The following is an 18,229-nucleotide window of genomic DNA, read 5'->3' on the forward strand; positions in this document are numbered from 1 at the left end:
TTGTTTCAAACGATGGGAGTCAGGAATTGCGTTATTTTAGTTGCAGTTTTTGTTAGCTTGGAATGATTTAGTGCGTGACAATTCTTCATCAATGCATCACATTTTAGCACCTGGAGGTGATGGTGAATGAGCAAAGGGGAAAAAGAAGAATAATCTCTTTTTCTACTTGATTTTTATAATCGGATTTGGAATTTTACTCTATCCCCACATTTCAAATTTCTACTATCGTTATGAGGCGACGCACATTGTAACGGATTTTGACCAAGCCAAGTCAGGCTTAGCTTCAGCTGAAATCAAGCAACGTTTGGATTTGGCTCATGCTTTTAACGAAAGTTTACACAATGTTCTTGCGGAAGATCCCTATAGTCGTTCTCGTCACGAGGCCGGTCGGGCGGAATATGCACGGATGTTGGAAATCCATGAACGGATAGGACATGTCGAGATTCCTAAGATTGAGGTAGATATTCCCATGTATGCTGGGACTTCAGAGGAGGTCTTGCAGAAAGGGATTGGGCATTTAGAGGGGACTTCCCTACCTGTTGGCGGTCAGGATACCATAGTGTATTAACGGCTCATTCTGGTCTACCCAAGGCACGCTTGTTTACGGATTTGCATCGTTTAAAGCTAGGAGATGAATTTTATATTCACAATATCGGAGACGTATTGGCTTATGAAGTGGATCAAATCTTGGTGGTTGAGCCGAGTAATTTTTCTCAATTATTGGTTGTTCCAAACCAAGATTATGTAACCTTATTGACTTGTACGCCTTATATGGTGAATACACATCGACTTTTGGTGCGAGGACATCGCATTCCTTATGTGGAAGAAGAACATCGCAAGGCAACGGATCAGGCTGAGAAACGGATTTTGATACGCTATCTTTTATATGCTTTAGGCATGCTTGTTGCCATTGGCTTGATTTTTGTCTTGACTAAAAGGAAGAGGAGGACGAAATGATGAAGAACCTGCTGGAATCTAATCGCTTTCTTCAAAAGAAGTTGGTCCTGCGTTTGATTTTTGTGTTGGGACTGCTCATAACGCTCTATCCTTTATGTTCTCATCTATACTATCGCTACGAGGCAGAACAGGAAGTGCAGGAGTTTTATCAACTAGCCAAAGACCTACCGACTCAAGAGGTGTTAAATCGTCTCGAATTGGCTAGGGCCTATAATAAGACCTTGAATCCAAGAAAATTACAGGATCCCTATTCAGAGGAGGAAAAGGCTGGTCTAGCAGAGTACGCTCGTATGTTGGAGGTCAAGGAGAAAATTGGCTATGTCGAGATTCCGAAACTAAATGAAAAAATCCCTGTCTATGCAGGAACATCCGAGGAAGTCTTACAAAAGGGAGTTGGTCACTTGGAAGGTTCTTCCTTGCCTGTCGGTGGTGCCAATAGCCATACGGTCTTGACAGCTCATCGAGGTCTTCCCACGGCCTCTCTTTTTACCAATTTGGATCAACTCAAGCTAGGAGATCGCTTTTATATTCATAATATTGCTGAGATTTTGGCCTATGAAGTAGATCAGATTTTAGTTGTTGAACCTAGTGATTTTGAACCTGTGTTGGTGGTAGAAGAAAAGGATTATGCCACTCTTTTGACCTGTACTCCTTATATGGTCAATAGCCATCGCTTGTTGGTCAGGGGGCATCGGATTTCCTATGTTCCAGAGGTGCATGAGGAAGAAGAACCAGGTTTCTTTGTCGATAGGATGCTTTTATCCTATCTGGTAGCTGCTCTTCTCCTTATTCTCTTATTGGCAGGCTACCTCCTATTCCGAAGAAGAAAAGCGACTAGGAGGAGACGGTCATGAAGTTGAAAATTGTTGGCTATCTATTGATGATAGTGGGATTATTGTTGCCCTTATTATTGTTCAGCAATATGACAGTTCATGAGGTGAGGGAATTTTTTGCTTACCAGAGCTACAAAAAAATGGAGTCAGGCTTTTCAAAGAAAGAGGAAGAGGTCATTGAACACTATCAAGAAGCGGTGCGGAGTGGTCAACTGGCAACAGTTGATCCCTTTGCTGAGACTAGGAAAGATGAGCAGTCCGTATCTGATTTTGGAGATACCATCATCGGCTATGTAAGCATTCCTAGTCTTGAAATCCGCCAACCTATTCGGGTGGGAGCCAGTGATTCCCATCTTGATCAGGGTGTAGCGGTGGTGTCAGGAACGGACTTGCCTTTCGGAGGTCTGGATCGTCGTAGTGTGCTGGCTGGCCACAGAAGTTGGTATAGTGATTTGCGTTTTTTCCGATTGAATGAAATGCGTGAAGGCGATGAGATTTTTGTTGAAATTGGTGAAAAAGTAGTCACCTATCGGGTCAAAAATACAGAAATCATCAAGGCAACCGATTGGCAGAAATTGCTTCCGATAGAAAAACAGGATGTCTTGACCCTGTTGACCTGTGATCCATTGGTTCCGCCCTTTGATTATCGTCTTTTGGTCAATGCCTATCGCTATCATGATAGTAGCGAGCAGGCAGTATCAGCTTCAGAAGAAAAAAGACAGTCTAGTCAAGCAGTGCTGGAATCTTATCGCAAGAAAGGTGTAAGCTTCATCGCCTATCTGACCCTTTTAGGCTGGATTTTGTTTGTCTATCTTGCCTACAAGTTGCTCAAGCTTGTGAGAGAGTGTCAAATTACTAAAGTACTATAAGTTTGCTATAACAGGAATAAGAGAAAAAAGACTTAGAGAACCACCGTTTCTGATGGCTGTTCTAAGTCTTTTTGTTTGGTGAACTGTATTATTTATAGCTCAATTTCCATGACAATCGGTGTATGGTCTTGGCGGGCACCAGAATCAATCATATCTGACTTGGTTACCTTATCAGCGATACGGTCGCTGACAAGCCAGTAATCAATTCTCCAGCCTGTGTTGTTGATTTTGCTGGTACGGCTGCGTTGTGCCCACCAAGTATAAGCGTTGAGGACATCCCCGTGTAAGTGGCGGAAGGTATCTGTAAAACCTTTTGCTAGAAGATTTGTAAAACCTTGACGTTCTTCATCTGTAAATCCTGGAGATTGACGGTTACTTGCGGGATTAGCAAGGTCAATTTCCTTGTGAGCAACGTTGTAGTCACCTGTGGCTAAGACAGGCTTTTGGCTATCAAGTTTTGCTAAGTAGTCAGCATACTGAACGTCCCAGATTTGACGGTCAGCAAGCCGTTTCAAGCCATCACCAGCATTTGGCGTATAAACTTGTGTGACATAGAAGTCATCAAATTCTAGCGTGATGATACGCCCTTCAGAATCCATGGTTGTTGGAGCACCAATCTCAGGGAAGGTAATGGTTGGAGTTAGATGGTTTTTGTAGAGGAAGAGTGTACCAGCATAGCCTTTGCGAGCTGGTTCTACAGATGAACGCCAGGTATTTGCGTAACCTGGGAAGTAGCTTTCAAGGATTTCCAAGTGTTTTTTTGTCGGTCCCTTGTCAGAGAGTTTGGTTTCTTGAATGGCGATAATATCGGCATCTTCAGCAACTAGCGTGTCAATGACGGCACGGGATAGGAGGGCGCGTGGGGATTCAGCTGTCAGAGCAGCATTGAGGGAATCAATGTTCCAAGAAATGAGTTTCATAATTTTCCTTTTCTAGTCTGTTACTGTTTTACATTATACCAAAAATCAAACTTGCAGGCGAATATGGAAACTTGAAAAAAATTTTATAATTTTTGTATTATAACATTAAAATTGTGATACAATAGAACTAATAAATCTGTGTCAAGGAGGTTATTATGAAAAGAAAATTATTTGTTTTTGCCTGGTTAGCCCTAGTTTTGGAAATGCTAATCTACTACTGGTACCAGTTGCCTGCTTTAAATATTTTGAGTGTGGACTTCTGGATATTTTTCCTTCAATCTGTCGGATTGGTTTGGCTCATACTTTCCATGTTCAGCTCCAAAGGTGCTTTTCAAAAGGTGACTAAGATTTCCGGTCGCCAGAGACAAGTAGATACCTATCAGATTAAAACCTCGCAACTACCAGCTTACTTAAAATGGTTGGGACGAATTTGGGTATTGGTTGTCCTGGGTTTGTTGGGGCTGGGGCTTATTAACTCACGTGTATTTCGTGCTAAGGATTACGCTGCTGTCATAAGCGTTAAGGATGCGGATTTTAAAGCAGATTTTCCCGAAACAGACATATCCAAATTGGCCCTCCTAGATCGCGCCTCAGCCGAAAAAATCGGTGACACCTATCTTGGCACCATTGACAAGGTTTCCCAGTTTGGCATTTCGGACGATTATCGCCAGATTACTATCGGTCAGCAACCGTTCCGTGTATCGCCTTTGGAATATAAGAATTTTTGGAAATGGCTGAGCAACCATCAAGATGGGATTGGTTACTACGTGAAGGTTAATCAGACAACAGGGAAGGCAGAACTTGCCAAGTTGAGCAAAGCCATGCACTATTCAGATTCTGAATTTTTGCTGAATGATACCTTACGTCATCTTCGCCTGCAATACCCGACAACTATTTTTGGGAAACCATCCTTCGAAGTGGATGACCAAGGAAATCCATATTATATTGCAACGATTTACGAGCCAAAATTTGGACTTTCATCAAATGATCCGATTGGTGCTATTGTATTGGATGCAGTAACAGGCGAAAGTAAGAAGTATAGTCTGGAAGATATTCCAGAGTGGGTAGACCGTGTTTATTCGGCAAACAATGTTATCAGCCGTGTAGATGACCACTATACTTATCAAAATGGTTTCTGGAATACCATTTTCAGTCAAACTGGTGTGAAAAATACAACAGACAGCTATAATTATATTTCTATCGGCTCAGATATTTATCTCTACACAGGTATCACCTCAGCAACTGCTGATTCATCCAACCTTGGATTTATTCTTGTCAATATGAGAACTCGTGAAATTACCAACTACAAATTGGCTTCAGCGACTGAAACAGCAGCGCAAGAGTCCGCAGAAGGTGAAGTGCAGGAAAAAGGCTATAAAGCCACTGCTCCAAGCCTAGTTAAGTTGGCAGATACAGCCTACTATCTGGTTTCTCTCAAAGACGACGCTGGCCTGGTCAAATCCTATGCATTGGTCGATGCGGAAGATTACCAGCAAGTGACAGTCAACAATGACGTGGCGTCCCTTATTTCTCAAGTCACAGGAACGGATGCTTCTAGCCTTTCAGGATTGACGGTGACTGAAAATGAAGAAGTTGGTGAACAGACTGAGGTTATCAGTGGAAAAGTAGAAGCTTTAGCGAGTCAAATAATTGGCGGTGCGACAATCTACTATATTGAGTCTGAGGGCAAGATTTATAAAGTCAAAGCAACGGAAGATAGTACAGATCGTTTACCGTTTATCAAAGTAGGAGATCACTTTAGCGGTCAGTTAGATAAGAAAAATTATCTTAAAAACTTTAAGGTTAATCCAGAATAATAAGAAGAAAGAGTGAGGTAGAAAAGCCTTGCTCTTTTGCTTGTCATCACCCATGCGAGATATTTCAACTTATGGTATAATGGGGCGTTGTGGTTCTTTGACAGGAATCCGTAGATTGTTCTGTCGAGTATCCATATTCTTATTCTGAAGGAGAATTTTGTGAGTTTATTTAGAAAAAAACAAGCAGTCGGTCGCCATAGTCAAATGCGTCGGCATTTAGGCTTAGTTGATTTGATATTTTTAGGTATCGGTTCGATGGTTGGAACAGGTATCTTTACGGTAACTGGTTTGGCAGCAGCCCAGTATGCAGGGCCAGCTCTGATCATCTCAATTGTTATTGCAGCAATTTCAGTCGGACTAACAGCCTTGTTTTACGCAGAATTTGCCTCTCGTATACCGACTAACGGTGGTGCCTATGGTTATCTCTACTCGGTTTTTGGTGAATTTCCTGCCTGGATTGCTGGCTGGCTGACGATTATGGAATTTTTAACAGCGGTGTCCAGTGTGGCTTCTGGCTGGGGAGCCTATCTAAAAGGACTGCTGGCTAATTTTGGTATCGCTACGCCGACAGCTCTGAATGGAACTTTTAACCCCGCTGCAGGCACCTATGTAGACCTCTTACCAGTTCTCGTCTTGATTTTTGTGGTAGGAGTGGTCTTGCTTAATTCTAAGGCAGCTCTTCGTTTCAATTCAGCCTTGGTAGTTTTGAAATTTTCAGCGTTGGCTTTATTTATTTTAGTAGGGTTATTCTTTATCAAACCAGAAAACTGGTCGAACTTCTCTCCTTTTGGTTTTGGTGCCATTTATGGTGGACAGGCGGGAATTATGGCGGGAGCGTCTCTCATGTTCTTTGCCTTCCTGGGATTTGAGTCTATTTCATTAGCGATTGATGAGGTGAAAAAACCTGAGAAGAATGTACCAAAGGGAATCGTGTTGTCTCTATCCATTGTAACAATTCTTTATATTGTAGTGACATTAGTATTGACTGGTATGGTTCACTATACTAAGTTGAATGTGGCAGATGCGGTTGCCTTTGCACTTCGAGAAGTTGGATTGGATTGGGCAGCGAGTTATATTTCTATTGTTGCAATCCTAACATTGATTACAGTATGTATTTCCATGACCTACGCCTTGTCGAGAATGGTCTATTCCATCAGTCGTGATGGTTTGCTACCGAAATCATTGAGCCGATTGACACAAACAAGCAAGGTTCCTAAAAATGCGACCATTCTTGTGGGGATTTTTGCAGCCATTTGTGCAGGTATTTTCCCACTAGCAAGTATTGCTTCTTTCCTCAATATCTGTACCTTAGCTTATTTGATCATGCTGGCGTTGGGTATTATTCGTCTGCGTCAGGTTGAGGGCTTGCCAAAAGCAGGACAATTCAAAACGCCTCTTGTTCCCTTGTTACCTATCCTCTCGATTATCATTTGTCTTTCATTTATGTTCCAGTATAGTTTAGATACTTGGTTAGCATTCGGAGTATCCTTGGTTATTGGAATTTTGATTTACTTCTGTTATGGCTATCGTCATTCGGAAGTGAAATAATAAATAGATTAAGGCTGGGCAAAAAGCCTAGCACCACTTTTCAGAGTTCGTGTCAACATCTCAGCGCAGTGGTTGATTGGCAGATTTGTTCGTGTTTTACACTCCAAATCTAACCTCTACGACTGATGCGAACAGAGTTCGCCTTATCTCCAACCTCAAACTGTCTCCCAGACAGTTTGAGCTGTGCGGGGGTGGGAGTGAAACAGTCTGGGGATAGACTGTTTCAGCTCAACAACTAGAAATAAAGACTTGTTGACGAACTCTTTTTCTACCATTTGTCAAGCCTATCAAGGTATTTGATGAAAAATATATCGAGTTCAATAGTCAAAATAAAGAAATTGTTTTCTTTTGGACTAAAGTTACGTGTAAAAAAGGGTACACGAAATTAACACCTTATGTTGAAAATTTTTGATAAGGTGTTACAATAATATAGCATAAACAATTTTACTGATTTTGGGTTAAAGTGTAATCGTAAAGTTTGTTATGCGTTATGAGGTAATACATTGTCCGAATGAGACGATGTATGGAGGCAATCGTGTGTGGCTTCGTAGAAGTCGTTTGCGATTGTCTTTTTCGTTTCTCATAAAAGTCGGCGATATGGCAAGGCTTGGTGTGACTGGCTGAAGCGATATTGTGAATACATTTGAACAGAATCTTTCTAGCGTAGGGATTGCCACGCTTGGTAATGTGTTCCTTAGCGAGGAAGTTGCCAGATTCATAGTGTCTCAGATCAATACCGATAAAGGCATTGATTTGGTTGGCAGACTGAAAACGGCGAATATCTCCCAGTTCACCAATAATACTTGTTGCAGTAGTCTCAGCTATTCCAGGAATAGAGAGCAGAATGTCATATTCAGGTAATGGCTGAGCTAGTTCCACCATTTGGTCTAGGACAGTTTGTCTCTGTTCAGAAAGCCGAAGCAATTCTTTTCCATAGTAACGAACCTCTTCCAGCATTGGAGAGGTTTTCTTGACGGCACAATAAGATTGATTAGCTAGTGCTATCAGCTTCTCAGCTAAATACGCCACACGCTTGTCAGAAATCCGTTTTGAGGTGGACTGACGAATGCTCTCTAAGAGTTCGTCCTTGCTTAAATCAAGCACGAAGTCCTTGTAAGGAAACGCAGTAACTAAGTTCCAGTATTGTTCCCCAGTTGGCTTTGATAAGACAGTCTCTATCTCTGGAAACGTGACTTGCAAGACCTTGTGCAGACGGTTTTTAGCTCGAACGATGTCCTCAGTTAAGTTCTGATAGAAGCGACTTAAATCTCGCAGTTCTTGATAGACTTCTTCTTGGACATAAGTGGGTTTACGATTCAGCACAAATTGAGATTGAGCCAGTTTTTCAGCGTCAATTTGATCTGTTTTCCTCACACGCAAGCTATCCAGTTGCTTCTTAGCTTCTAAGGGATTAAGCCTTGTATAAGCATAGCCATTATCTTCTAGAAAAGTTTGGAGACGGCGAGAATAGACACCTGTTGCTTCAAAGATGATTTCTGGTTTATGGACGGTTCTCAAATCGCCAAGTAGCCGAGCAAAGCCTAAGGCGTCATTGGACATGGTATAGCCATGAACTTTCTCACCATTGACTAGAATGGCCACTTCTGAACCTGCCTTACTCACATCAATCCCAAAAACTGCACGCATGATATTACCTCTTTGTCTTGAATGATTCCTTGTTTTAGTGATGTCATTTTCAATACTCGACGTCTGGCGTCCCACATACTTTGATAACATTCTTTCTAAAACAGGTGTCTTGCCAGTTTTTGATGCGACGTCTAGCGTCAAAAGAGTTCTCGACTTAACAAGACACCTCTACTTTAACATAAAGAAAAAGTAGTGACTACTCTCTCCCGTCGGAGATTTCCTCACTACTAATCTTAGTATGTTTTAACTAGTCGAGTTCTTTCCCACTCCCTTTTTTGTACAATTTTTTTATAGAAATAATGGAAAACTTAAAAATAAAATAGTATAATATATATAATGATATAGATATATGAAAGGGGAAACGCAATGTCTAATAGCGATATTCGAGCTAAAGCAACGGTTATTCGTGAACAAACAGATGGGATGATAACCTTGTTTTTGGCACCTGTTTTGATTTCTTTTCTGTCAGGAGTGGCAGAATTTGGCTTGAAACAAATCTGGGGGCAAACTGGTACTTTCTCCTGGGGCACAACTATTGTGAAAGATGGTGTTACTTGGACTCATTAATTTTATTTCTGTTGGCCCGTCAATCATATTTGATTTTATTGCACAATGTTTGATTGTGACGGCGTGTTTTCAACTCATAAGAGTCGTAAGAAAGCAGCGAGACAAGGTCAGCTTTTCAGAGTGTTTTAGTCTACTGGATGGGAAGAATTTTTTACCTATTCTGGTCACGACCTTTTTGAAAATGCTCGTTATTTATATAGCTGGTTTCCCAGCTGTCATTGGGATGGCTTTACTTAGTATTTCATTTTTCAGTACAGTTTTCATTGTTGGGGCTCCGGTTGGCTATCAGCCTGATTTCTCAGGATTTTTTAGCTCCTCCTATTTTCAAATAGGAGTAATCTTAGTCGTGATTGGCTTGGTTTGTGGTCTATTAGTAGATTATGGTCTCAGTCAGGTTCAATTTCTTCTTTATGATCATTTGGAAAATAATATTTATTCTTCTCCGTTTAAATTATTCAAACAGAGTTGGCAATTGATGAAAGGTAATAAGTGGCGTCGATTCATGCTTGACTTGTCATTTATTGGTTGGTTCATCGGTATTTTACTGACTTTTGGTTTGTTGGGCTTGTATGTTTATCCTTATTATTGGACCTGCCAAGCCCTGTTTTATGAGGATTTGATTGCCAAAAATCCTTTGTTACTTTCGAGGGTAGATTCCGTTTGGTCTTCGGAACTAGGATAAGCATAGATTTTATACAGCTACATTGAAATAAAAATACAGACAGTTTCTGCTGGATTTAGCAATCAGCAAGATTCTGTCTGTATTTTTTATCATCACTGCGATACATTATTACTAAAGTTCAAGTTCGGTTGATGGTGATGTGAAATAGAGTTCATATGCCAACCAAGTGATCATACCAGCTTGGATAAGGAGGCTGATAACTGAGCCTTCCACACCAAATGCACCACCTGACAACCAGTCTGGACCAGAGGTTTCTACTGCGATAAAGGCCTGGCCAGCCTGTGTTCCGCTCACTGGAAAGGCAAAGACATTTCCTTGGAAACAATTCCAGGCAGCATGTAGACCACCTATTACCCAAAGATTACCGGTTTTTAACATGACTAAGCAGGCTAAAATGGCAAAGAGTGTTAGGTCGAGAAGGGGAATGAGGGAAATCCCGTCGTTACCAAGATGGAGAAAGGTAAAAAAGAGGGAGGAAACAAGGATACCGACAGGGATATTGTGCTTGGCAGCTAGGGATGAAAACATCCAGCCTCTAGTCAATAATTCCTCTGTTGTGCCTTGAATGGACCAAGCAAGTACAAGGATAAGAAATTCTCCTACTAAATTCGCTGAGAATTGAAAACTAGTCACTTGAATAGCCCCAAATCCCCACATAAGCAAGACACAGGTGGTTAACATAGCAGCACCTATCCCCCAACCAAGTAAGAAGTCTTTCAAAGCTCCTTTTTTTCGTATTCCAAGCCCAAGCCAAGGACTTTTTTCTACAAATCTTGCCCAGAGTATGATGGCAAGACTGATGAAGGCAAAGGCCAATAATTCAAGACTGAGTGTCACAAAGGCATTATCTATGAAAATGAAAAATAAGGGCATAAAGGCAAAGTAACCAACTGTTTCAGCTACTGCCATCAAGACCAGTGCTGTGATAGGCGATAGGATAAAATTGAGATTAAAGCGTGATTTGGCTTTCTCTGAAATGAATGCTGTTTTCATATTTTTCTCCTAGTTTGTGTTTAGTACCAGTCTATCATATTTTCCTATGGAAAACTAGACAGAATTTTGATAAGCGTGATATAATGATACAAAAGTATAAAAGGAGAATATCTATGAAACTAATGGATTGGCTAAGAGATTTTCAATTTGGAGAACACCAATTGGTAGGTCCATTTTTCTATGCAACCCCGCTCGCCTTGAAATTTGAAGTTGGTCCTGCAGAGGAGGCTGAAACCCTTCCTAAGAAAGTTTATCTGGACCGAGCTTATGCGCGTGCGGTAGAGCTTTTGGAGCGGGCTAGTTCAGCATACGACTATGTGGTTCTTTCACTGCTTCGGCAGGAAGATAGGGATATAGACACCTACCTCTGGCATTTTTCATCGAAATTTAACTTCGACAAGGTCCCTGAGCCTGAGTTGATAGAAGTGGAGGATTTGACGGGAGATGTGCTAGTCTTTGAGCGCTATCTCCTTCCAGTTACCGACCAAGACTTGAAAGCTCTGTTGAAGGAGATTATCAAAGCCGACCATGGAGGTTTTAACTATCTATCAAGTTCCGTTCTCTTCCTATCTAGTCAGGACAATATCATCTATCATTGCTACGATGATCGGGGAGTTGATATTGCTGTTTTAGATGATGATAAACGTCGTCAGCTCTTTACAGACTGCCATGACCTCCTTTTTGACTATGATATGGAGGAGATGGAGAGGAGGATGAGGGGGTAGGAAGAAAATGTATATCTGATGACCGTCTTCTATAGTACTTAGGATATTATGGCACACAACTAATTTTTAGGGAGCAAATCAATGCCTTACCGTAAATTAACATCAAGAGATCGGTCTTTTATCAAAGGTCAGACGGACCGCTTGCTGAATCAGATGAATAGCAATGCGGCATATTTGGCGACTGTCCAGACCTATGAGGCAGCCAAGGCCCGCATGAATCAAGCCTATTTGGCTATGGAGTTGGAAGATGACCCAGAGAAAAAGGTACGACTGGCAAAATTGGTTGAAACCTATGCTGCACAAGCCCAGGCTATATTGGACGAGTGGGAGGAGAAGAACAGACATGCAGAGAAAGCGGCAAGAAATATCAAGTTGATCTTGTGGCTGACCGTACTGTTCACCCTTAGCTTTGTTTTTCCAGTCAATATCATTTTAGCCATTCTTTTTGCCGTTTGGTTTTATCGGAATTACCTTCGTTCAAGTAGAATTGCCCAATTGCCTAAGTCTACTGCGAGCCAGTCAATAGTGACAGAAGAGGAAAGTTATGAAGACTGGCTGACAGAAAAGATTGTCACACTTAACAAAGACAAGTGCCAGTGGACAGAGGATGTACTTGCAAAATATGACAGTTTGGATGAAATAGCAGCAGGTATTGGTAAAATTGACGAGATAGATAAAGAAGCTGGTAAGAAAATTCTCCATCGTTATCAAGCAATCTTAGCTGATATTGAAAAATTACCAGATTCTGACCAGAAAACCTATTATTTAGATTTTCATCGAGAAATGATAGCTGATTTGGAAAATGTATTTGAACAGCTCCATATTGTATAAGAACACCGGAAACAGTTCCAAACTGGTTCCGGTTTTTCGCTCTTCGTCAATTGACAAGAGCAGAACTATAATTTTATAGAGAAGATAGACATTAGCTTTCTACTCGGCTTGTATTTAGAACCGCTTTGTGATTTAGCTGAAAATATGATAAAATAGGATGTTGTCAATAACAGGGTTTCATTTGCCCTGAATTTGAAAGGAAAAAATATGACAAAAACACCGTTTTATATCACCACACCGATTTATTATCCGTCTGGCAAGCTCCATATTGGCTCGGCCTACACAACTATTGCCTGCGATGTCTTGGCTCGCTACAAGCGTCTCATGGGGCACGAGGTTTTCTACCTGACAGGGCTTGATGAGCACGGGCAGAAGATTGAGGAGAAGGCAAAAGAGGCTGGTTTGACACCTCAAGCCTATGTTGACGGCATGGCGGTTGGCGTTAAAGAGCTCTGGAACTTGCTAGACATCTCTTACGACAAGTTCATCCGCACGACCGACGATTACCACGAGGAAGTAGTGGCGGCTGTTTTTGAAAAATTGCTGGCGCAGGACGACATTTACTTGGGAGAGTATTCTGGATGGTACTCCGTATCAGACGAGGAATTTTTCACCGAGAGCCAATTAGAAGAGGTCTTCCGAGATAAAAACGGCAAGGTAACAGGCGGTATCGCTCCCAGCGGTCACGAGGTTGCCTGGGTTTCAGAAGAATCCTACTTCCTTCGCCTCAGCAAGTATCAGGATAAGTTGGTCGAGTTCTTCAATGCTCACCCGGACTTTATCCAGCCAGACGGCCGCCTCAATGAAATTATGAAAAACTTCATCGAGCCAGGCTTGGAAGATTTGGCAGTATCCCGTACCTCATTTACTTGGGGCGTGCCTGTACCGTCCAATCCTAAACACGTTGTCTATGTTTGGATTGATGCCCTACTCAACTATGCGACGGCCTTGGGTTATGGTCAGGAAGAAACAGCCAACTACGACAAGTTCTGGAATGGAACAGTTTACCACATGGTTGGTAAGGACATTCTTCGTTTTCACTCTATTTATTGGCCAATCATGCTCATGATGTTGGACATGAAGTTGCCAGACCGCTTGGTTGCTCATGGTTGGTTTGTCATGAAAGATGGCAAGATGTCTAAGTCTAAGGGCAATGTGGTCTATCCAGAAATGTTGGTCGAGCGTTTCGGCTTGGATCCGCTGCGTTACTACCTCATGCGTAGTCTGCCAGTCGGCTCTGACGGGACCTTCACACCAGAAGATTATGTTGGTCGTATCAACTACGAGCTAGCCAACGACCTTGGAAACTTGCTCAACCGAACGGTTGCTATGATTAACAAGTATTTCGGCGGTCAGGTCCCAACCTTTGTTGCCAATGTGACTGATTTTGATGCGGACTTGGCGGCAGTAGTAGCTGACAACTTGGCAAGCTACCACACCTACATGGAAGCTGTGGATTATCCACGCGCTTTGGAAGCTGTTTGGAATATCATTTCCCGTACCAACAAGTACATCGACGAAACTGCACCTTGGGTCTTGGCTAAAGAAGAAGCTGACCGTGACAAGTTGGCAGCGGTGATGGCTCACCTGACAGCAGGTCTTCGTGTGGTGGCTCATTTGATTCAACCATTTATGATGACGACGTCTAATGCTATTATGGAACAGCTTGGTTTGGGTACTGCATTTGACCTTGAAAACCTTGACTTTGCAGGTCTTCCAGCTGGTTTGACAGTGGTCGCAAAAGGCACGCCTATCTTCCCACGTCTGGATATGGAAGAGGAAATCGCCTATATCCAAACCCAAATGGGTGGTAGCTCTGCCATTTCCCAAGAGGAAGAAAAAGAATGGGACCCAGCTGACGTGGAACTCAAAAACGAGAAAGCTGCGATCAAGTTCGAGGACTTTGATGCGGTTGAAATCCGCGTGGCCGAAGTCAAGGAAGTGGCCAAGGTGGAGGGATCTGACAAGCTGCTCAAGTTCCGTCTGGACGCTGGTGATGGACAAGACCGCCAAATCCTGTCTGGTATCGCCAAGTACTATCCGAATGAGCAAGAGTTGGTCGGCAAGAAAGTTCAAATCGTTGCCAACCTCAAGCCGCGTAAGATGATGGGCTTGCTCAGCCAGGGCATGATCCTATCAGCCGAACATGGTGACAATTTAACACTCTTAACAGTCGATCCATCCGTGCCAAACGGCAGTCAGATTGGGTAAAATTACTTAAAAAGACACAAAAACCAGCCTAGTCAGCTGGTTTTTTGAGTGCTTTCCATTCCTCTTCTAGGATTGCCATGATGAGTGTATCGGCATAACTGTCTGCTGTCTTCTGGCTGTCACGCTTGATGCCTTCCAAACGAAAGCCAGCTTTTTCATAGGCACGTTTCGCACGCGGATTGAAGGAAAAAACTTCCAGTTCCAAGCGATGTAAGCCAACCTGCTCAAAAGCAAAGTCTCTGGTTTTCTCGACTGCCCAAGTGTCCAGACCTTGTCCCAGATAGTCCTCGTCAAAGATAACGATACGGAAGTTAGCATAGCTGTTCTCCCAATCCAGTTCATTGATAACCGACTCACCGATAAATGTCCCGTCAGGTGCAATCATTATAAAATCAAACCGGTCAGGGTCAGTGACAATCCGGTTGTAGTAGCTGACAACATCCTCTTTCATATAAGTCCCCGAACTCCCCGTCAGGCGATTAATTTCAACGGAAGGCTTGGTAAAACAGTCCTCATAGTATTTCTCCGCAAAGCCCGCTTGAAAGGACTGTAGGACAAAGCCGTCCTTTTCCCATTTGGCAATTTTTTTGGTCATTTTCCATCTCCTTTTCATCATTTTACCACAACTTGCGAACTAAGTAAAGAGAGGAGGTTTTATGTTAGTTGCACTTGATGAAGATGGACAAGTTTTTAATGTCTTGGAAAATCCTGCGCCGCAAGGCAGTTTTACTTGTCCAGTTTGTGGAGGCCTGGTCCGATACAAGTCCGGAAAGGTTCTGCGTTCGCACTTTGCCCATGTTTCCCTGCGGGATTGTAGTTACTTCTCCGAGAATGAGTCCGCCCAGCACCTGTCACTTAAGTCCAGTCTCTATAACTGGTTGGCTAAAAACGAACTGGTTGAACTTGAAAAATGCCTGCCAAAGATTGGCCAGGTCGCTGATTTATTGGTCAATAATAGTCTGGCCTTGGAAGTTCAATGTTCTAGCCTCCCCATTACTCGTTTGCAGGCGAGAACAATAGCCTATCATGTTGCAGGTTATCAGGTTGTTTGGTTGCTTGGCAAGGATTTGTGGCTCAAGGGACGACTGACCAATTTGCACAAGCAATTTCTCTCCTTTAGTATGAACATGGGTTTTCATCTGTGGGAGTTGGATGATGAGAAGAATGAGTTAAGACTTCGTTATCTCATTCATGAAGACTTGCGAGGCAAGGTGCATTGTCTGACCAAGACCTTTCCCTTTGGTCAGGGAAACTTACTGGATATATTACGTTTACCTTTTTCCAAGCAAACCCTATCTAGTATGACTTGTCCAATGGATGAGGATTTGCCTCGCTACATTGCTCAACAGCTTTATTACAAATCCCCCAAATGGCTCGCCCTACAAGCAGTGGCTTATGGACGTGGAGAAAATCTACTAACCAAGACAGCACTAGACTGGTATCCCCACTATCGTCTGCCCCGCTCTGCCATTGGCTTTGCCCAAATCAAACAAGACCTGACACCGATTTACCAAGCATTTGATCTATTTTACGACAAAGCAAAAGAAAAGAGAAAACAAATCTTGTATCCACCTATAATGTATAGATAACTTATGTAAATAGTTATAACTGATGGAGGTGTATATATTACTTTTGAAAACATGCTCAAAATTTTATTTTGGCTATACTACTGTTGGTGAAGGTTGTAGATTTTATTAGCCTAGTTGCGACTTGCGATGGTGAATGGCAAAAACTATTTTCCAGTTGAATAGTAACCAATAAGCCCTCACTTTTCAATGGAAAGCGAGGCTTTTTTGTGGTAAAATAATAGGAACGGAGGATTTATTATGTCTAAACAACGTTATGAAATTGAAGAAAAATACCAGTGGGACTTGACCACAATTTTCCCAACAGATGAGGCTTGGGAAGCAGAATTGGCTGATTTACAAGCTGAAACTGAAAAAACAAAAGAATTTGCAGGTCATTTGCTGGACTCAGCTAAAAGTCTCTTAGAAATTAGCGAAACGCAACTCGGTCTCATGCGCCGCATTGAAAACCTCTATGTCTATGCGTCTATGAAGAACGACCAAGATACTCGCGAAGGCAAATATCAGGAATTTCAAGCTAAGGCCATGGGCTTGTATGCTGCCTTTTCACAGGCTTTTGCCTTCTATGAGCCTGAATTTATGGCTATCACTGAAGAGCAGTTGGAAGCCTTTAAGGTAGAAGAGCCTGCTCTTGTTCAGTATAGTCACCAATTTGAAAAGCTTCTGGCGGCCAAGGACCATGTCCTGTCACAAGAGGTAGAAGAAGTCCTTGCAGCGACTAGCGAGATTTTTGAATCACCTGCTGAAACCTTCTCAGTCTTGGACAATGCCAGTCTGCGTTTCCCAGAAATCGCAGATGAAGACGGTCACTTGGTACCACTTTCACACGGAAACTACATCCACTTTATGGAGTCTAAAAACCGTGATGTCCGTCAAGAAGCATACGAAGCAATGTACGGTACCTACGAGCAGTTCCAGCATACCTACGCTAAGACCCTTCAGTCTAACGTCAAGGTCAATAACCTGAAAGCTCGTTTGCGGAAGTACGATTCAGCCCGCCACGCATCACTTGCAGCTAATTTCATTCCAGAATCTGTTTACGATACATTAGTGACGGCAGTCAACAAGCACCTTCCGCTCTTGCACCGTTATATCAATTTGCGTAAGAAACTCTTGGGTATTGATGATTTGAAGATGTACGATATGTACACACCATTGTCAGATTTCAGTACCAAGATTTCATACGAAGATGCACTAAAAAAATGTCAAGAAACCTTGGAAATCTTTGGTGAAGATTACTCTGCTATCGTAAAAGAAGCCTTTGAAAATCGCTGGATTGATGTCCATGTTAATGAAGGAAAACGCTCAGGAGCATATTCAGGAGGTGCCTATGATACCAACGCCTTCATGCTCCTCAACTGGCAGGACAATTTGGACAACATGTACACTCTTATCCATGAAACAGGCCACTCTCTTCATTCCATGTTGACTCGTAAGACGCAACCCTATGTCTATGGCCATTATTCACTTTTCTTGGCTGAAATTGCGTCAACAACCAATGAAAATCTCCTAACAGAAAAACTCTTGGCAGAAGTAGAAGATGACAAGGAACGCTTTGCGATTCTTAACCATTACCTAGATGGTTTCCGCGGTACAGTCTTCCGCCAGACCCAATTTGCCGAGTTTGAACAAGCTATCTATAAGGCAGACCAGGAAGGTCAGGTCTTGACGGCTGATTTCCTCAATGAATTGTACGGTCAGACAAACGAGAAATACTACGGACTTTCTGCCGAAGAAAATCCAGAAATCCAGTTTGAGTGGGCTCGTATTCCACATTTCTATTACAATTTCTATGTCTATCAGTATGCGACAGGTTTTGCGGCAGCATCAGCTCTAGCAAACAAGATTGTCAATGGTAGCCCAGAAGACAAAGAAAACTATCTCAACTACTTAAAGGCTGGTAGCTCAGATTACTCCCTCAATGTCATCGCTAAGGCTGGCGTAGACATGACCAAGGAAGATTACCTCAATGATGCCTTCAAGGTATTTGAGGCTCGTTTGGAAGAATTAGAAGCTCTAGTTGAGAAAGGTGTGCACCTCTAA

The 18,229-nt window shown here is 42.4% G+C and carries 15 protein-coding genes and 1 pseudogene; 12 read left to right on the plus strand and 4 right to left on the minus strand.

The genetic code is table 11. The annotated features are described in order from the left end of the window. The first annotated feature begins 166 nt into the window (after positions 1-166). The 3 genes and pseudogenes from K6969_RS04080 to K6969_RS04090 all read left to right on the plus strand — a co-directional run bounded on the left by K6969_RS04080 (position 167) and on the right by K6969_RS04090 (position 2,659). A pseudogene (locus K6969_RS04080) lies at positions 167-957 on the plus strand (class C sortase). Then, positions 954-1,811 (plus strand): class C sortase, encoded by an 858-nt coding sequence (locus K6969_RS04085; protein ID WP_171943166.1) that lies wholly within the window; start codon positions 954-956, stop codon positions 1,809-1,811. The pseudogene K6969_RS04080 and the gene K6969_RS04085 overlap by 4 nt, the downstream one beginning before the upstream one ends. Continuing rightward, a complete protein-coding gene (locus K6969_RS04090) occupies positions 1,808-2,659 on the plus strand; it encodes a class C sortase (protein WP_171943167.1) in 852 nt (283 codons plus the stop codon). The genes K6969_RS04085 and K6969_RS04090 overlap by 4 nt, the downstream gene beginning before the upstream one ends. 92 nt (positions 2,660-2,751) lie before the next feature. Here the strand turns inward: K6969_RS04090 and K6969_RS04095 are convergent, their stop codons facing one another. After that, the gene (locus tag K6969_RS04095) at positions 2,752-3,579 is read right to left on the minus strand and encodes an exodeoxyribonuclease III (protein WP_171943168.1); all 828 of its coding nucleotides are present in this window, start codon (positions 3,577-3,579) and stop codon (positions 2,752-2,754) included. Between the two features lie 155 nt (positions 3,580-3,734). Between K6969_RS04095 and K6969_RS04100 the strand changes: the two genes are divergently transcribed. Further along, entirely contained in the window at positions 3,735-5,396 is a 1,662-nt protein-coding gene (locus K6969_RS04100; protein ID WP_171943169.1) for a hypothetical protein, read from the plus strand. Positions 5,397-5,555: 159 nt separating this feature from the next. After that, positions 5,556-6,944 carry an amino acid permease gene (locus tag K6969_RS04105; protein ID WP_171943170.1) on the plus strand — a complete coding sequence of 463 codons (1,389 nt, stop codon included), beginning with the start codon at positions 5,556-5,558 and terminating at the stop codon, positions 6,942-6,944. Positions 6,945-7,388: 444 nt separating this feature from the next. Here K6969_RS04105 and K6969_RS04110 read toward each other — a convergent pair whose 3' ends face one another. Continuing rightward, positions 7,389-8,591: an IS110 family transposase gene (locus tag K6969_RS04110; protein ID WP_321537495.1), complete on the minus strand. Its 1,203-nt coding sequence runs from the start codon at positions 8,589-8,591 to the stop codon at positions 7,389-7,391. A gap of 366 nt (positions 8,592-8,957) precedes the next feature. On the opposite strand from K6969_RS04110, the gene K6969_RS04115 reads away from it, so the two are divergent. Beyond that, positions 8,958-9,158 carry a hypothetical protein gene (locus tag K6969_RS04115; RefSeq protein WP_253911787.1) on the plus strand — a complete coding sequence of 67 codons (201 nt, stop codon included), beginning with the start codon at positions 8,958-8,960 and terminating at the stop codon, positions 9,156-9,158. Next, the gene (locus K6969_RS04120) at positions 9,136-9,840 is read left to right on the plus strand and encodes a DUF975 family protein (RefSeq protein WP_253911788.1); all 705 of its coding nucleotides are present in this window, start codon (positions 9,136-9,138) and stop codon (positions 9,838-9,840) included. The genes K6969_RS04115 and K6969_RS04120 overlap by 23 nt, the downstream gene beginning before the upstream one ends. A 111-nt stretch (positions 9,841-9,951) precedes the next feature. On the opposite strand, the gene K6969_RS04125 is transcribed toward K6969_RS04120, so the two are convergent. Then, positions 9,952-10,833: a CPBP family intramembrane glutamic endopeptidase gene (locus K6969_RS04125; protein WP_171942563.1), complete on the minus strand. Its 882-nt coding sequence runs from the start codon at positions 10,831-10,833 to the stop codon at positions 9,952-9,954. 113 nt (positions 10,834-10,946) lie between these two features. Here K6969_RS04125 and K6969_RS04130 point away from each other — a divergent pair, with 113 nt between their 5' ends. The 3 genes from K6969_RS04130 (at position 10,947) to metG (ending at position 14,600) form a co-directional block, all read left to right on the plus strand. After that, positions 10,947-11,558, plus strand: coding sequence for a DUF3885 domain-containing protein (locus K6969_RS04130; RefSeq protein ID WP_171942564.1), 612 nt, complete (start codon positions 10,947-10,949; stop codon positions 11,556-11,558). Between the two features lie 81 nt (positions 11,559-11,639). Beyond that, positions 11,640-12,389: a hypothetical protein gene (locus tag K6969_RS04135; protein WP_171942565.1), complete on the plus strand. Its 750-nt coding sequence runs from the start codon at positions 11,640-11,642 to the stop codon at positions 12,387-12,389. A 207-nt stretch (positions 12,390-12,596) separates the two neighbouring features. After that, the gene (metG, locus tag K6969_RS04140) at positions 12,597-14,600 is read left to right on the plus strand and encodes a methionine--tRNA ligase (RefSeq protein WP_171942566.1); all 2,004 of its coding nucleotides are present in this window, start codon (positions 12,597-12,599) and stop codon (positions 14,598-14,600) included. Positions 14,601-14,628: 28 nt separating this feature from the next. On the opposite strand, the gene K6969_RS04145 is transcribed toward metG, so the two are convergent. Continuing rightward, the gene (locus K6969_RS04145) at positions 14,629-15,195 is read right to left on the minus strand and encodes a GNAT family N-acetyltransferase (RefSeq protein WP_171942567.1); all 567 of its coding nucleotides are present in this window, start codon (positions 15,193-15,195) and stop codon (positions 14,629-14,631) included. 61 nt (positions 15,196-15,256) lie between these two features. Between K6969_RS04145 and K6969_RS04150 the strand changes: the two genes are divergently transcribed. Both K6969_RS04150 and pepF read left to right on the plus strand, forming a co-directional pair. After that, positions 15,257-16,189, plus strand: a complete 933-nt coding sequence (locus K6969_RS04150) for a competence protein CoiA (RefSeq protein WP_171942568.1) — start codon at positions 15,257-15,259, stop codon at positions 16,187-16,189. A 237-nt stretch (positions 16,190-16,426) separates the two neighbouring features. Next, positions 16,427-18,229 (plus strand): oligoendopeptidase F, encoded by a 1,803-nt coding sequence (gene pepF / locus K6969_RS04155; RefSeq protein WP_171942569.1) that lies wholly within the window; start codon positions 16,427-16,429, stop codon positions 18,227-18,229.

Source organism: Streptococcus suis, assembly GCF_019856455.1.
GTDB classification, from domain to species: domain Bacteria; phylum Bacillota; class Bacilli; order Lactobacillales; family Streptococcaceae; genus Streptococcus; species Streptococcus suis_AE.

Bases quoted from the DNA above. Each gene is read 5' to 3' on its own strand.
- K6969_RS04125 (WP_171942563.1), bottom strand. From the start codon at position 10,833: ATGAAAACAGCATTCATTTCAGAGAAAGCCAAATCACGCTTTAATCTC.
- K6969_RS04100 (WP_171943169.1), top strand. From the start codon at position 3,735: ATGAAAAGAAAATTATTTGTTTTTGCCTGGTTAGCCCTAGTTTTGGAA.
- K6969_RS04130 (WP_171942564.1), top strand. From the start codon at position 10,947: ATGAAACTAATGGATTGGCTAAGAGATTTTCAATTTGGAGAACACCAA.
- K6969_RS04095 (WP_171943168.1), bottom strand. From the start codon at position 3,579: ATGAAACTCATTTCTTGGAACATTGATTCCCTCAATGCTGCTCTGACA.
- K6969_RS04145 (WP_171942567.1), bottom strand. From the start codon at position 15,195: ATGACCAAAAAAATTGCCAAATGGGAAAAGGACGGCTTTGTCCTACAG.
- K6969_RS04120 (WP_253911788.1), top strand. From the start codon at position 9,136: ATGGTGTTACTTGGACTCATTAATTTTATTTCTGTTGGCCCGTCAATC.
- K6969_RS04115 (WP_253911787.1), top strand. From the start codon at position 8,958: ATGTCTAATAGCGATATTCGAGCTAAAGCAACGGTTATTCGTGAACAA.
- metG (WP_171942566.1), top strand. From the start codon at position 12,597: ATGACAAAAACACCGTTTTATATCACCACACCGATTTATTATCCGTCT.
- pepF (WP_171942569.1), top strand. From the start codon at position 16,427: ATGTCTAAACAACGTTATGAAATTGAAGAAAAATACCAGTGGGACTTG.
- K6969_RS04090 (WP_171943167.1), top strand. From the start codon at position 1,808: ATGAAGTTGAAAATTGTTGGCTATCTATTGATGATAGTGGGATTATTG.
- K6969_RS04150 (WP_171942568.1), top strand. From the start codon at position 15,257: ATGTTAGTTGCACTTGATGAAGATGGACAAGTTTTTAATGTCTTGGAA.
- K6969_RS04110 (WP_321537495.1), bottom strand. From the start codon at position 8,591: ATGCGTGCAGTTTTTGGGATTGATGTGAGTAAGGCAGGTTCAGAAGTG.
- K6969_RS04135 (WP_171942565.1), top strand. From the start codon at position 11,640: ATGCCTTACCGTAAATTAACATCAAGAGATCGGTCTTTTATCAAAGGT.
- K6969_RS04085 (WP_171943166.1), top strand. From the start codon at position 954: ATGATGAAGAACCTGCTGGAATCTAATCGCTTTCTTCAAAAGAAGTTG.